The sequence below is a fragment of the Pseudomonas sp. MF08831 genome (assembly GCF_059862645.1).
In genome coordinates this window covers 168,333-181,791 of the sequence record NZ_JCBCUX010000004.1, presented here as the reverse complement: position 1 = coordinate 181,791, position 13,459 = coordinate 168,333, and the positions used below count along the sequence as shown (strand labels likewise).

Below are 13,459 nucleotides of genomic sequence, written 5' to 3'. Positions count from 1 at the left end.
ATGCTGGATGAAATTAGCGTTAGTCCCGCTCCGGGTGCGTCCACTGTACTTCTTACAGGCGGAACGGGATTTGTAGGGCGCTCAGTGCTGGATGCGTTGGTTAAGGCTCAGTATCAAGTGGTGAATGTAACCCGCAAGACGGTCCCTTCGCCGCTCCCTGGCGTGCAGGATTTTATTATTGATTCGTTGACAGGGGGCATCGACTGGACAGCGCCACTGTCGAGTGTGGACGTGGTCATTCACTCTGCCGGTCGAGCGCACATCATGAACGAAACCCATAGCAATCCATTGCAGGCGTTTCGGGAAGTTAATGTGAACGCTACGCTCAACCTGGCTCGGCAAGCCGCTGACGCCGGCGTTCAGAGATTCATTTATATAAGCTCGGTTAAAGTCAATGGTGAAGAAACCAGCGCTGGCCGTGCGTTTACGCCAAAGGATGTCCCTGCGCCGCTCGACGATTATGGAGTGTCCAAGCTGGAGGCAGAGCAAGCGCTCTTGGAGCTGGCGCGTCACACTTCAATGGACGTCGTCATCATTCGGCCCGTCCTGGTGTATGGGCCAGGCGTGAAAGCCAACTTTGAACGAATGCTCTCTGTCGTTGACAGGAAGCTGCCACTTCCTTTTCGCACGATTGATAACCGAAGAAGCCTAGTCTTCATTGGTAATTTGGTCGATCTGATTTGCGTGTGCATCAAACATCCTGCCGCTTCGAACCGCGTGTTCCTCGTAAGCGATGGTGACGATCTGTCTATTGGACAGATTCTGAAAAAGCTCGCCGTGGCGATGAACAAGCCATCCTATGTGTTTGCTTTTCCTTACGCGTTATTGAATGTTGCAGCAGCGATAATCGGCAAGAAAGATTTTTTGCAACGGTTGTGCGGTTCGCTTCAAGTCGATATCACAGACACGCGGGAATGCTTAAACTGGACACCTCCAGTAACTACTGACGAGGCTTTTGCAATCACGGCTCGGCATTATCAAAAAAAGCAGAATGGACCGTCGCATGGGTAATTTGGCTGAGATGCTTAAGTCCAGGGATAATAATTTTAATTTTATCCGGATGGTTGCGGCATTTTTTGTGTTGGTGTCACACTCGTTTCCGCTATCTCGTGGCGCTACCGAAGTTGAGCCGTTGATGGCTCAGCTTGGAATAACACTCGGTGGCTTAGGCGTATTTACTTTTTTTTGCATATCCGGATTTTTCATATCGCTGAGTTATGAGCGGTCCAAGACCAAAATTGATTTTATCGTGGCCAGATTTTTAAGGTTGTACCCTGCGCTGTTGGTTGTATTGGTGTTAAGCGCCTGGGTAATTGGTCCGTTGTTTACCGATTTTAGTTTGCGTGATTATTTTTCTTCTAAAGAAGTACATAAATACATTACAGGGAACTTGAAACTGAAGGATATTCACTTTCAGTTGCCAGGCTTGTTTCAGGATAATCCCTATCCCGGAATCAATGGTTCGCTATGGACGTTGTATTACGAGGTGCTGCTGTACGCAATGGTGTTTGCGCTCGGTGTTGTCGGTTGTTTGACACATACTCGTCGGGTGTCGATATTTTTTGTACTGTATTTTGTGTTTTATACAGTATTCAACCTGTTGCAAAAAAATGAGTACCTGATTGCAGGTTTCCAGCTTCGCACGTGGGTGCAGTGGAGCTTCGCATTTGTCATCGGGATGATATTTTATGCCTACCGAACCAAGGTTCGGCTGAGCGTCTGGATGTTAACCCTTGGCTGGTTGGCCGCGCTGTGTTCCTACAGGTCTCCCTTGTTCGTAGAAGTGTTCGTGATCGCATGGAGTTATTCCGTCTTTTTCGTTGCCTTCAACACCCAGTGGTTCGCACGCCAATACAATAAGCTCGGGGATTACTCTTACGGTTTGTACATATATGCTTTTCCTACTCAGGAGATCCTTGCGCACACGTGGAGAGGAATATCGCCCGTTGAAATGATTCTTGTGGCGCTTCCCGTTGCATTGGTTCCGGCTGTCCTGTCGTGGCATTTGATAGAACACCCTTGTATTCTGCGCAAAAAAGCGCTGGCGTCCTGGCTGTCCCTTTCAATCGCCAAATATTCGGGAAAGTTTGCTAAGTATTCGTCTAAACGGTTGTGAATTGAAAGGTTGGTGAAAACATGAAGCGTTTTTTTGATCTAGTACTGAGCCTCTTTGCCTTGCTCATACTCTTGATCCCGATCTTGCTTGTTACGGTGGCAGTTAAATTGACGTCAAAGGGGCCTGCACTGTATTGGTCTGACCGCGTAGGGGTGAACAACGTATTGTTCAGGATGCCAAAGTTTCGCTCAATGCGAATTGGTACGCCTGCTGTCGCCACGCATTTGCTGCTCGATCCGTCTAAATACTTGACGCCGATTGGCAACTTTCTTAGAAAGTCCAGCCTCGATGAGTTGCCTCAGCTGTGGAGTATCATCGCAGGTGATATGAGTTTTGTAGGACCAAGGCCCGCGCTTTTTAATCAGGCCGATCTGATTGAGCTGCGTACCGAGCAAGGCGTACACCTCATCCGTCCAGGTCTCACGGGGTGGGCGCAGGTCAACGGCCGTGATGAGTTGCCCATACCGGTTAAGGTTGGCTATGATGCTTTTTACGCGAAAAACATGAGCGTTCTTTTCGACCTTAAAATCTTGTTTTTAACAGCTTTGAAGGTCATTAAACGTGATGGTGTTTCACATTAATACCGTACCAAGTGTTTGATTGGCCGATTCAGGTTGATTATGCAAAGTATGTTTTTTGTTCTGCGTTGTAACGCGATCAACAAAAAATTTTTGATCTGACGCATAGGCGATAGGTGAGTCATGATAAACCGGTTGCGTACGTGGCTATTAAAATTGCCTCGTCATCAAAAACGACTGATTCAGGTATTGGCAGACGTCATACTCGTATTTTTGGCGCTGTGGATGGCTTTCTTAGTCCGTCTCGGAATCGACGAGATGGTCAACCCGGTCAAAATGCACTTATGGTTGTTTCTGGCGGCGCCGGTGGTTGCGATACCTCTGTTCATTCGCTTCGGTATGTACCGCGCTGTCATGCGTTATTTTGGCAATGATGCGTTGGTCGCAATCATCAAGGCCGTCAGTCTTTCTTCTTTAATCCTGGGTGTTGTTGTTTATTGGTATAGCAATCATCAGAACGTGGTGCCCCGGTCGATCATTTTCAACTATTGGTGGTTGAGCTTGATCATGGTCGGTGGCTTGCGTTTGACCATGCGTCAGTACTTTTTAGGTGATTGGTTTGCCGCTGCCCAACATGTCCCGTTTACCAGCCGGGACGACGGTCTTTCACGCGTCGCAATCTATGGTGCCGGCGCGGCGGGGAATCAACTTGTGGCAGCGCTTCGTATGGGGCGAGTGATGCGCCCGGTTGCGTTCATTGACGATGACGCGTCTATTTCGGACCGTGTCATCTCGGGCCTCCAAGTCTATAAGCCCAAACATATCCAGAGGATGATCGACGTCACGGGCGCACAAGAAATTCTCTTGGCAATCCCGTCCTCCAATCGCGGTCGGCGCCGGGAGATTCTCGGTTTTCTCGAAGGTTTTCCGCTCCACGTTCGTAGCGTCCCGGGGTTTATGGACCTGGCCAGTGGAAGGGTCAAGGTTGACGATATTCAAGAGGTCGATATTGCGGACTTGCTGGGTCGTGATTCGGTGCCTGCGCAAGGCGATTTGCTTGAGCATTGCATCAAGGGGCAGAGTGTCCTTGTCACGGGTGCGGGTGGCTCGATCGGTTCAGAGCTCTGTCGGCAAATTCTGGAGCTTAAGCCTAAAACCTTGCTCTTGTTTGAGCACAGTGAGTTCAATCTCTACAGTATTCTTTCAGAGTTGGAACAGCGTATTACTCGTAAATCGCTACCGGTAAAACTGCTACCCATCCTGGGTTCAGTAAGGGACCCGTCAAAACTGCTGGATGTCATGAAGGCCTGGCGGGTGGATACCGTTTACCACGCTGCTGCCTATAAGCATGTACCCATTGTTGAGCACAACATCGCAGAGGGTGTGCTGAACAATGTTATCGGCACGCTGAACGCGGCGCAGGCGGCGGTTCAAGCGGGCGCATCGAATTTTGTATTGATTTCCACCGACAAGGCAGTGCGCCCAACAAACGTGATGGGCAGCACCAAGCGACTTGCCGAGTTGACGCTGCAGGCGTTGAGCCGCGAACCTGCCCCCGTGCTGTTTGGGGACAAGTCCAACGTGTCGCGGGTGAATAAAACCCGTTTTACGATGGTTCGATTTGGCAATGTATTAGGCTCCTCCGGTTCGGTGATCCCGCTGTTTCACAAGCAGATAAAGTCTGGCGGACCGCTGACGGTTACGCACCCGAAGATCACCCGCTACTTCATGACCATTCCTGAAGCGGCTCAGTTGGTCATCCAAGCGGGTTCCATGGGGCTGGGCGGAGACGTGTTCGTGCTGGATATGGGGGAGCCGGTCAAGATCGTCGAACTGGCTGAAAAAATGATCCATCTGTCAGGGCTGAGCGTGCGGTCCGACAAAAATCCTCACGGCGATATTGCCATTGAGTTTTCCGGTTTGCGGCCGGGCGAGAAGTTATACGAAGAGTTGCTAATCGGAGACAATGTTGTTGCAACGCAACATCCGATGATCATGAGCGCTAACGAGGACTACTTGTCGTGGGAAGTGTTGAAGGTCAAGCTTTCTGAGTTGCTGGCCGCAGTCGATCAAGACGATTTCGGCCGGGTTCGCCAGTTGTTGCGCGACACCGTCAGCGGTTATACGCCGGATGGGGAAATTGTTGACTGGATATATCAGCAGCGTCGGCTTGAACCATGAGTTTAAAAGTTACAACTTTACGGGTGAGTCACTCTGCCCGAATAGAAAAACACACGCTGTAACCGACTCACTTTTGACTCCCTCCAAACATCACCTAAGTTAGAAAGGCAGCTTCGGAAAGCTGCTTTTCTTCTACCGATGTCATGGAGCGTCACCTATGCAAAACACCTATATCTCTTCCCTGATCTTTGCCTTCCTCGCGAGTGTCTCCGTCGCCACCACCGCAGCCCCATCCGCCAAACCCGAAGTCCCAACGCCTATCGTCGCTCAGATGGCGAAAGTTGAAGAAACGACCAAGGTCAATCTCAACACGGCCGACGCTGAAGTCCTGCGCCGCGATCTGTTCGGCATTGGCGCCGCCAAGGCCAAGGCGATCGTCGCCTATCGCGACAGCAATGGGCCTTTCACTGCGGTAGACGAGTTGCTGGAAGTTAAAGGTATCGGTAAGGCATTGTTGGAGAAGAACCGCGACAGGTTGGCAATTAATTAAGGCTGTAAACCTTGCTCAAAAGGCCGGTCATTGACCGGCCTTTTCTTTGTCTGAGATTTGAGCTTTCAAGTTCTCGCGCACAACTTTCATGATCCGCGTCGCCAACGCTTGGCTCTCTACGCTCCTGGCCAGCACCAGTGCCCCTACCAACGTCGACATCAGTACCAGGCTTCGTTCGTTGGCATTCGCGTGAACCAACGTTGATTCAACCTGCCTTAATCGCGCTTCAAGCACAGCATCTGTGGTCGGGCTCTGCTGTCCCCTCAGGCCCAATTCCGAAGACATGGTCGGTAGCGGGCAGCCTTCAGCGGGAGAGGTCTGGTGCCATTCAGACAGGTAGTTGTCTATGAATGCATCCAGCGGCCGTGCCTGGCTGAACAGTGTTTCGCAATGCGCGTCCAGTTCTGCAGCCGCAGCCTGCAGGGCCTTTTCCACCAGATCATCCTTGGACTTGAAATGCGCGTAAAAGCCACCGTGCGTCAGATCGAGTGCCTTCATCAGGGGTTGCAGGCCGGTCGCGCTGATGCCGTCGCGGCGAAAGCGCATTGAGGCTTCCTTGATGATGCGTTGATGAGTCTGGGCTTTATGGTCTGCTGAATAACGCATGGGGCGGCCTCGTGGACGAGCGGGCATGTTAACGGAGTTAAGCTTTTTTACCCATCTACACATCGTTCAGCGGTACTGGCATGAAAAGTGATTACATCTGGTTCAGGGATTGTTCAACAATCGTGAGGTGGTATGACGCTCAGCTTGTCTCTGGCGGATCAGATTGCACGTGAACTGCGTGCCGACATCATTGGCGGGCGGCTGTTGCCCGGCATGGCGCTGGTCGAGGTGGATCTGGTCAAAATTTATAACGCATCGCGCAATACCATTCGCGAGGCCTTGCACCGTTTGGGGCAGGAAGGGCTTACCCGTTATGTGCGCAACAAAGGCGTGATGGTGCGGCGACTGGAACGAGATGAAGTGCGTGACCTGTTCGTTGTACGTCGAACCCTCGAATTGCAGGCTATCGCCCAGAGCGGGGTGCTGACGGATGCTCAGTCCGAGCACATGCAAAACGCAATCGAAGCCACCTCCCTGGCCAGGGAGCGTGAGGACTGGCGGGCGGTGGCGACTCACAGCCTGGCGTTCCACCAACGGATTGTCGGGTTGATGCGCAGCCCGCTGTTTGATGAATTTTTCGCCCAGGTGATTGCTCAATTGCGCCTGGTGTTTTGCGCGGCACCCGATGAGCAGCGTTTCCAGTCGCCCTGGATGGAGCGTGACCAGGAGATCTACGCGTTGCTGGCGGGCGGCAACAAAGCGGCTGCGCAGGAGGCGATGAGCCTGTACCTGGACGATTCCGAACGCCTTTCCCTGGCCTTGTTTGATCACCCCTGATGGAGGATTGCCCCATGTATAAAGACTATCCGGCCGCGTACCAGGTCAGCAAAGGTTCTGCGCTGCAGGTTGATACCGCGTTCTATGAGCGCATTCGTGAGCGTGCGGACCAGCGCACATTGATCGAGCAGTTCGAAGTGCCGATCCGCACGGGCAGGGCGTGGAAGGTGCCGGCTGGGCATGTGTTCCGTGTTACCACGCCGGTTGGGCCACAAGTGGGTGACTTCAATGTGTGGAATGCCAACGATCCTCGCGAACGTCTTTGGGCTGCGCGCACCCGCCAGTTACAAGGCGCACATGTCAGCACTCATGATCGACTGTGGTCGAACCTGCCGTTTCTGCGGCCGCTGGTGACCATCACCGATGACAGCCTGGCAAGTTATGGCATCGACGAGCATGGCGGACGCCTGCACGATTTGCTCGGCACGCGCTGCGATCCGTATGTGAATCGCATGCTTACCGGCGAAGACTTTCATCACCATTGCCACTCAAACCTGACGCGCGCGGTGCTACCCCACGGCCTGACGGAGTTCGATGTGCATGACGTGTTGAACATTTTCCAATGCACCGGCCTCAATCACGACGACATGTACTTCATGAAAGCCTGCCCGGCGCAGAAGGGCGACTACCTGGAGTTTTTTGCCGAGATTGACTTGCTCTGCGCTTTATCGACGTGTCCTGGCGGGGATTTGTCGCTGCCGATGTGGGGGCCGGACGCGCAGGATCCGTTAACGGTGTGTCGCCCGTTGGGTGTGGAGATTTATCGCCTGGAGGAGGAGTTGCTCAATGGCTGGAGCCAGCCTGAGCGTGCTGCCTACAAGGGGCAGCACGGATTGCATATTGCCAAGGCGGCGTGGGAGTAGCGGCAGCTTCAGCGGTCCTGGGCGTCCTTTGAGTCTGCCTGGGCGTTGCGCTCGGCCACGCGTTTGCGTTGTTCGTCGGTGAGTTCCACCTTGTTGGCGCTGTCACGCAGCATCAATAAACCACCGACGATCGAACCGATCGCGACCACTAAAATCAACCAGGCATACCACGGCATAGGGCTCTCCTTGAGGCAGCAAATCGTGGGGAAATTTCCCACGGTAATAGCTGCTTTGAGTAACGGGCTTTCTTAGTAGTTCATTGTAGGCCCGTTATGCTCCAGTAGCCTCAGAGCCCCGTCAACATCGCATCGGCCGGTGCGTCGGCGCGGTCCTGCGCGGTCAGTTGGAAGTAGATGAATCCCACCAGCATAAAGCCCAGGAAGATCAGCCCGATCAGCGCGTTGAACCAGGCCATGGCCACCAGGCACACCACCGCCAGCATCAGCGCAATGCCCGGCACAATCGGGTAGCCCGGCGCACGGAAGGTACGCTCCAGCAGCGGCTCGGTCTTGCGCAGTTTGAACAGGCTGAGCATGCTCATGATGTACATCACGATGGCACCGAACACCGCCATGGTGATCATCGCGGCGGTCAGCGTCATGCCGCCCAGATTGATCAGGCCGTCGCTGTAGATGGCGGCGATGCCGACCACACCACCGGCGATAATTGCCCGGTGCGGTGTCTGAAAACGCGACAGTTTGGCGAGGAAGGAGGGCAGGTAGCCGGCGCGCGCGAGGGCGAAGAACTGGCGTGAGTAGCCGAGGATGATGCCGTGAAAACTCGCCACCAGGCCGAACAGGCCGATCCACACCAACATGTGCAGCCAGCCGGAGCTGTCGCCCACCACGGTTTTCATCGCTTGCGGCAACGGGTCATTGATATTCGACAGCGTGCGCCAGTCGCCCACGCCGCCGGCAAAGAACATCACGCCCATGGCCAGCACCACCAGCGTCAGGATGCCGCTGATGTAGGCTTTGGGGATGGTGCGCTTGGGGTCCTTCGCTTCCTCGGCAGCCATCGCTGCACCTTCGATGGCAAGGAAGAACCAGATGGCGAAAGGAATGGCCGCAAACATCCCGGCTATCGCCGGCGCGCCGAAGGTGTCGGACCCGGCCCAGCCATTGAGGGCGAAGTTGCTGAAGCTGAACGCCGGCGCTACCACGCCCATGAACACCAACAGTTCGGCGACGGCGAGCACGCATACCACCAACTCGAAGGTGGCCGCGAGTTTCACCCCAAGAATATTCAGGCCCATGAAGACGATATAGGCACCGACGGCCGCGTGTTTGGGGTCGAGTGCCGGAAACTGCACATTCAGATAAGCGCCGATGGCCAAGGCAATTGCAGGCGGGGCGAAGACAAATTCGATCAACGTCGCCAGGCCGGCGATCAAGCCGCCTTTCTCACCGAATGCGCGACGGCTGTAGGCAAATGGGCCACCTGCGTGAGGAATCGCCGTAGTGAGTTCGGTGAAGCTGAATATAAAGCAGGTGTACATGGCGGCGACCATCAGCGAGGTCACCAGAAAGCCCAACGTACCGGCGACGCCCCAGCCGTAGCTCCAGCCGAAGTACTCGCCGGAAATCACCAAGCCGACGGCAATGCCCCACAGATGCAGGGTGCCCAAGGTGGGTTTGAGTTGTGTATTCATCGTGTTGCTCTCCCTGAACCGTTTGGAATGATTCAAGGTGTTGCAGCGGCCATGCCAGTGCGCCATTCATTGTCGTAAAGACGCCGAACTGTCGTCGAGGAGACGGTTTGGCGTTTGAAATCTTCTGTCATTGCACCAGTTGAGTGCAGGGGCGTTTGAGCTGCCGTCATCGCGGGCAAGCCCGGCTCCCACAGGTAACCGCAATCCCCTGTGGGAGCCGGGCTTACCCGCGATGAGGCCCCCAACAGCCTCCACCGACCTCTGTAAACCCCGCATAAACCCACTCTTTACGCCGTCTTTACGCCCGGCCCCCAGCGTCGCTCTCGTTCCTTTACGCCACTCCTGCGGACAATTGCCTCACACGCGGCAATCGCCGCAAAACGGAGAGACTTCCATGAGCGTTCTGGACGGGGTGTCACTGCTATTGGCCGTGGCGCTGTTCATTTATCTGCTGGTTGCGCTGTTACGCGCGGATCGGAACTAGGAGCAGGCTATGCACAGTTATGACTATTGGCTGATCATCGCCTTCTTTGCCGTGGTGCTGGTGCCGGCACCGTTCCTGGGAAGGTTCTATTACAAGGTGATGGAAGGCCAGCGCACCTGGCTCACGCCGGTGCTCGGCCCGGTTGAGCGCGCGTGTTATCGCCTGTCCGGCGTGGACGAGCATCAGGAACAGAGCTGGCAGAAGTACACGCTGGCGCTGTTGGCGTTCAATCTGGCCGGTTTCGTGTTGCTGTTCGCTGTGCTGTTGTTCCAGGAATACCTGCCACTGAACCCGCAGAAATTGCCGGGTCAGGAATGGACGCTGGCCTTCAACACCGCGGTCAGTTTCATGACCAACACCAACTGGCAGAACTACAGCGGTGAAGCCTCCCTGAGCTACCTCAGCCAGATGATCGGCCTCACCGTGCAGAACTTCGTCAGCGCCGCCACCGGCCTGGCTGTGCTGGTCGCGCTGTGCCGTGGTATCGGGCGCAAATCCACCAAGACCCTGGGTAACTTCTGGGTCGACATGACCCGCGCTACCCTCTACGGCCTGTTGCCGTTGTGCCTGGTGTTCGCGTTGTTCCTGGTGTGGCAGGGCGTGCCGCAAACCTTCGCGCACTACGTGAACGCCGTGACGATGCAGGGCGTGGACCAAGTGATCCCACTCGGCCCGGCGGCCAGCCAGATTGCAATCAAGCAGTTGGGCACCAACGGCGGCGGGTTCTTCGGTGTCAACTCGGCGCATCCGTTTGAAGACCCGACGGCGTGGGCCAACCTGTTCGAGCTGTCGGCAATCATCCTGATCCCGGTGGCGTTGGTGTTCACCTTCGGTCACTACGTGAAGGACCTGCGTCAGAGCCGCGCGATTCTGGGCTGCATGCTGGCGCTGTTCCTGATCGGCGGCGCGACGTCGATGTGGGCCGAATACCAGCCCAACCCGACTCTGAACAACCCAGCGGTTGAACAAACCGCACCGCTGGAAGGCAAAGAGGCGCGCTTCGGCACCACCGGCACAGTGTTGTGGTCGGTGGCCACCACGGCGGCGTCCAACGGTTCGGTCAATGGCATGCAAGACAGCCTCAACCCGCTGACCGGCATGGTGGCACTGGTCAACATGATGGTCGGCGAAGTGATCTTCGGCGGCGTCGGCGCCGGTATGTACGGCATGTTGCTCAACGTGTTGATCGCAGTGTTCCTCGCTGGCCTGATGATCGGCCGCACCCCGGAATACCTCGGCAAGAAGCTGCAGGCCAAGGAAGTGCAATTGCTGGTCGTGACCTTGCTGGTGATGCCAATCGGCACGCTGGTGCTGGGCGCCATCGCTGCCAGCCTGCCAGGCCCGGCGGGTGCCATCAGCAACCCCGGCCCGCACGGTTTCAGTCAGCTGCTGTATGCCTACACCTCGGCCAGTGCCAACAACGGTTCGGCGTTCGGCGGTTTCAGTGCCAACACCGCGTTCCACAACCTGATGTTGAGCCTGTCGATGTTGCTGGGGCGTTTCGGTTACATCCTCCCGGTACTGGCCCTGGCCGGCAGCCTGGCGATGAAAAAGACCGCTCCGATTGGCCAGAACAGCTTCCCTACGCATGGCCCGCTGTTCGTGACCCTGTTGACCGTGACCATTTTGCTGGTGGGCGGCCTGACTTTCCTGCCGACACTGGCACTGGGCCCAATCGCTGAACATCTGAGCATGGGCTTCTGAGGGATATGAAAATGAATATGCCTGCAAAAAATGCGGCCCCGGTGCACACCCAGGAGCCCGCCAAAACCGCCATCTCTGCCTTGTGGCGCCCGGCGCTGGGCCAGGCGTTCGTCAAGCTGGACCCGCGCCAGCTGCAACGTTCGCCGGTGATGCTGGTGGTCGAGCTGACCGCCATCCTCACCACCGTGTTGTGCTTCGTGCCCGACACCGCCGTGCCGACGTTTGTCGCCGTGCAGATCGCCGTGTGGTTGTGGTTCACCGTGCTGTTCGCCAACTTCGCCGAAGCCTTGGCCGAAGGTCGCGGCAAGGCCCGCGCCGACAGCCTCAAGGCTGGCAGTGAAGGCCTCAGCGCACGTCGCAAGGAGGCCGACGGCAGCTTCAAGGTCGTGCCGGCCACCAGCTTGCGCAAAGGCGACGTCGTACGCGTCGCCGCCGGAGAAATGATCCCCGGTGACGGTGAGGTCATCGAAGGCATTGCGGCGGTCAACGAGGCGGCGATCACCGGCGAGTCCGCGCCAGTGATCCGCGAGTCCGGCGGCGACCGTTCGGCTGTCACCGGCAACACGCGGCTGGTGTCGGACTGGTTGCTGATCCGCATCACCGTCAACCCGGGCGAGTCCACGCTGGACCGCATGATCGCCCTGGTGGAAGGCGCCAAACGCCAGAAAACCCCCAACGAAGTCGCGCTGGATATCCTGCTGATCGGCCTGACCCTGATCTTCCTGCTGGTGGTGGTCACCCTGCAGCCGTTCGCGCACTTCGCCAATGGCAGCTTGCCGCTGGTGTTCCTGGTCGCACTGTTGGTGACGCTGATTCCTACGACCATCGGCGGCCTGTTGTCGGCCATCGGTATCGCCGGCATGGACCGTCTGGTACGCCTCAATGTGATCGCCAAATCCGGGCGCGCGGTGGAAGCGGCGGGTGACGTGCATGTGTTGCTGCTGGATAAAACCGGCACCATCACCTTTGGTAACCGTCGCTGCGCGGCAGTGATCGCCGCGCCTGGCGTCAGTGGTCGGGATTTGGCCGAGGGTGCGCTGCTGGCATCGCTGGCGGACGACACCGCAGAGGGCAAATCCATCGTCGAATACCTGCGCGCCTTGCACCCGCAGGCTGAGCCGACCCTGGACCAACTGACCTCGGTGCCCTTCAGTGCTGAAACGCGTTTGTCCGGTGTCGATTACGAAGGCCGTGTGTTCCGCAAGGGCGCGGTGGATTCGCTGCTGGCGTTTATCGGCCAACAACGCCGCGACCTGCAACCGGCACTCTCGCGGGAAATCGACAAGATCGCCCAAAGCGGCGGCACACCTTTGCTGGTATGCGCCGACGGCAAATTGCTCGGTGCGATCCACCTCAAGGACGTGGTCAAGCCTGGCATCCGCGAACGGTTTGCCGAGCTGCGCAAACTGGGGATTCGCACCGTGATGGTGACGGGCGATAACCCGCTGACCGCTGCGGCGATTGCTGCCGAAGCCGGCGTGGACGATGTGCTGGCCGAAGCCACGCCAGAGAAAAAACTCGCGCGCATTCGCCACGAACAGAACGACGGTCGTCTGGTTGCCATGTGTGGTGACGGCGCCAACGACGCCCCGGCACTGGCCCAGGCCGACGTCGGCATGGCGATGAACGACGGTACCCAGGCGGCGCGCGAGGCGGCCAACATGGTCGACCTCGACAGCGACCCGACCAAGCTGCTGGACGTGGTGCAGATCGGCAAGGAACTGCTGGTGACGCGCGGCGCGCTGACCACGTTTTCCATCGCCAACGACGTGGCCAAGTACTTCGCGATCCTGCCGGCACTGTTCGCCTCGATCTACCCGCAATTGGGCGTGCTCAACGTGATGCATTTGCAGAGCCCGCAGAGCGCGATTCTCTCGGCCATTGTGTTTAACGCGTTGATCATTGTGGTGCTGATCCCGCTGGCGCTGCGCGGTGTGCGCGTGCAGGCGGCGAGTGCGGCGGCGTTGCTGCGTCGCAACCTGCTGATCTATGGGCTGGGCGGGATTGTGGTGCCGTTCGTGGGCATCAAGGCGATCGACATGCTGCTGACCGCGCTGCACCTGGTTTGA

At 56.7% G+C, this 13,459-nt stretch carries 13 protein-coding genes; 10 read left to right on the top strand and 3 right to left on the bottom strand.

Annotated elements, in window-relative coordinates:
* From AC19YS_RS09885 to AC19YS_RS09865, 5 genes are all read left to right on the top strand, one after another.
* Entirely contained in the window at positions 1-1,011 is a 1,011-nt protein-coding gene (locus tag AC19YS_RS09885; RefSeq protein WP_500601584.1) for a UDP-glucose 4-epimerase family protein, read from the top strand.
* Positions 1,004-2,116: an acyltransferase family protein gene (locus tag AC19YS_RS09880; protein WP_500601582.1), complete on the top strand. Its 1,113-nt coding sequence runs from the start codon at positions 1,004-1,006 to the stop codon at positions 2,114-2,116. Before AC19YS_RS09885 ends, AC19YS_RS09880 begins: the two co-directional genes overlap by 8 nt.
* A 20-nt stretch (positions 2,117-2,136) precedes the next feature.
* Positions 2,137-2,697 carry a sugar transferase gene (locus AC19YS_RS09875; protein ID WP_106576857.1) on the top strand — a complete coding sequence of 187 codons (561 nt, stop codon included), beginning with the start codon at positions 2,137-2,139 and terminating at the stop codon, positions 2,695-2,697.
* 120 nt (positions 2,698-2,817) lie between these two features.
* Entirely contained in the window at positions 2,818-4,815 is a 1,998-nt protein-coding gene (locus AC19YS_RS09870; RefSeq protein WP_500601580.1) for a polysaccharide biosynthesis protein, read from the top strand.
* 157 nt (positions 4,816-4,972) lie between these two features.
* Complete coding sequence (locus AC19YS_RS09865) at positions 4,973-5,305, top strand: ComEA family DNA-binding protein (RefSeq protein WP_500601579.1); 333 nt, start codon at positions 4,973-4,975, stop codon at positions 5,303-5,305.
* A gap of 27 nt (positions 5,306-5,332) precedes the next feature.
* Here AC19YS_RS09865 and AC19YS_RS09860 read toward each other — a convergent pair whose 3' ends face one another.
* Positions 5,333-5,911: a TetR/AcrR family transcriptional regulator gene (locus AC19YS_RS09860; RefSeq protein ID WP_200623123.1), complete on the bottom strand. Its 579-nt coding sequence runs from the start codon at positions 5,909-5,911 to the stop codon at positions 5,333-5,335.
* 132 nt (positions 5,912-6,043) lie between these two features.
* On the opposite strand from AC19YS_RS09860, the gene AC19YS_RS09855 reads away from it, so the two are divergent.
* Together AC19YS_RS09855 and AC19YS_RS09850 are read left to right on the top strand one after the other, a co-directional pair.
* Positions 6,044-6,688, top strand: coding sequence for a GntR family transcriptional regulator (locus AC19YS_RS09855; RefSeq protein WP_500601578.1), 645 nt, complete (start codon positions 6,044-6,046; stop codon positions 6,686-6,688).
* A gap of 14 nt (positions 6,689-6,702) precedes the next feature.
* Positions 6,703-7,551, top strand: coding sequence for an urea carboxylase-associated family protein (locus tag AC19YS_RS09850; protein WP_119739307.1), 849 nt, complete (start codon positions 6,703-6,705; stop codon positions 7,549-7,551).
* An 8-nt stretch (positions 7,552-7,559) separates the two neighbouring features.
* Here the strand turns inward: AC19YS_RS09850 and AC19YS_RS09845 are convergent, their stop codons facing one another.
* Positions 7,560-7,727, bottom strand: coding sequence for a DUF2897 family protein (locus AC19YS_RS09845; RefSeq protein WP_083359476.1), 168 nt, complete (start codon positions 7,725-7,727; stop codon positions 7,560-7,562).
* A 110-nt stretch (positions 7,728-7,837) separates the two neighbouring features.
* Positions 7,838-9,202, bottom strand: a complete 1,365-nt coding sequence (eat, locus tag AC19YS_RS09840; RefSeq protein WP_200623122.1) for an ethanolamine permease — start codon at positions 9,200-9,202, stop codon at positions 7,838-7,840.
* Positions 9,203-9,596: 394 nt separating this feature from the next.
* On the opposite strand from eat, the gene kdpF reads away from it, so the two are divergent.
* From kdpF to kdpB, 3 genes are read left to right on the top strand one after another with little or no spacing between them, the layout of a single operon-like run.
* Positions 9,597-9,686 carry a K(+)-transporting ATPase subunit F gene (gene kdpF / locus AC19YS_RS09835; RefSeq protein ID WP_003218754.1) on the top strand — a complete coding sequence of 30 codons (90 nt, stop codon included), beginning with the start codon at positions 9,597-9,599 and terminating at the stop codon, positions 9,684-9,686.
* Positions 9,687-9,695: 9 nt separating this feature from the next.
* Positions 9,696-11,390 (top strand): potassium-transporting ATPase subunit KdpA, encoded by a 1,695-nt coding sequence (gene kdpA / locus AC19YS_RS09830; protein WP_106576852.1) that lies wholly within the window; start codon positions 9,696-9,698, stop codon positions 11,388-11,390.
* A gap of 11 nt (positions 11,391-11,401) precedes the next feature.
* Positions 11,402-13,459: a potassium-transporting ATPase subunit KdpB gene (gene kdpB / locus AC19YS_RS09825; protein WP_372239291.1), complete on the top strand. Its 2,058-nt coding sequence runs from the start codon at positions 11,402-11,404 to the stop codon at positions 13,457-13,459.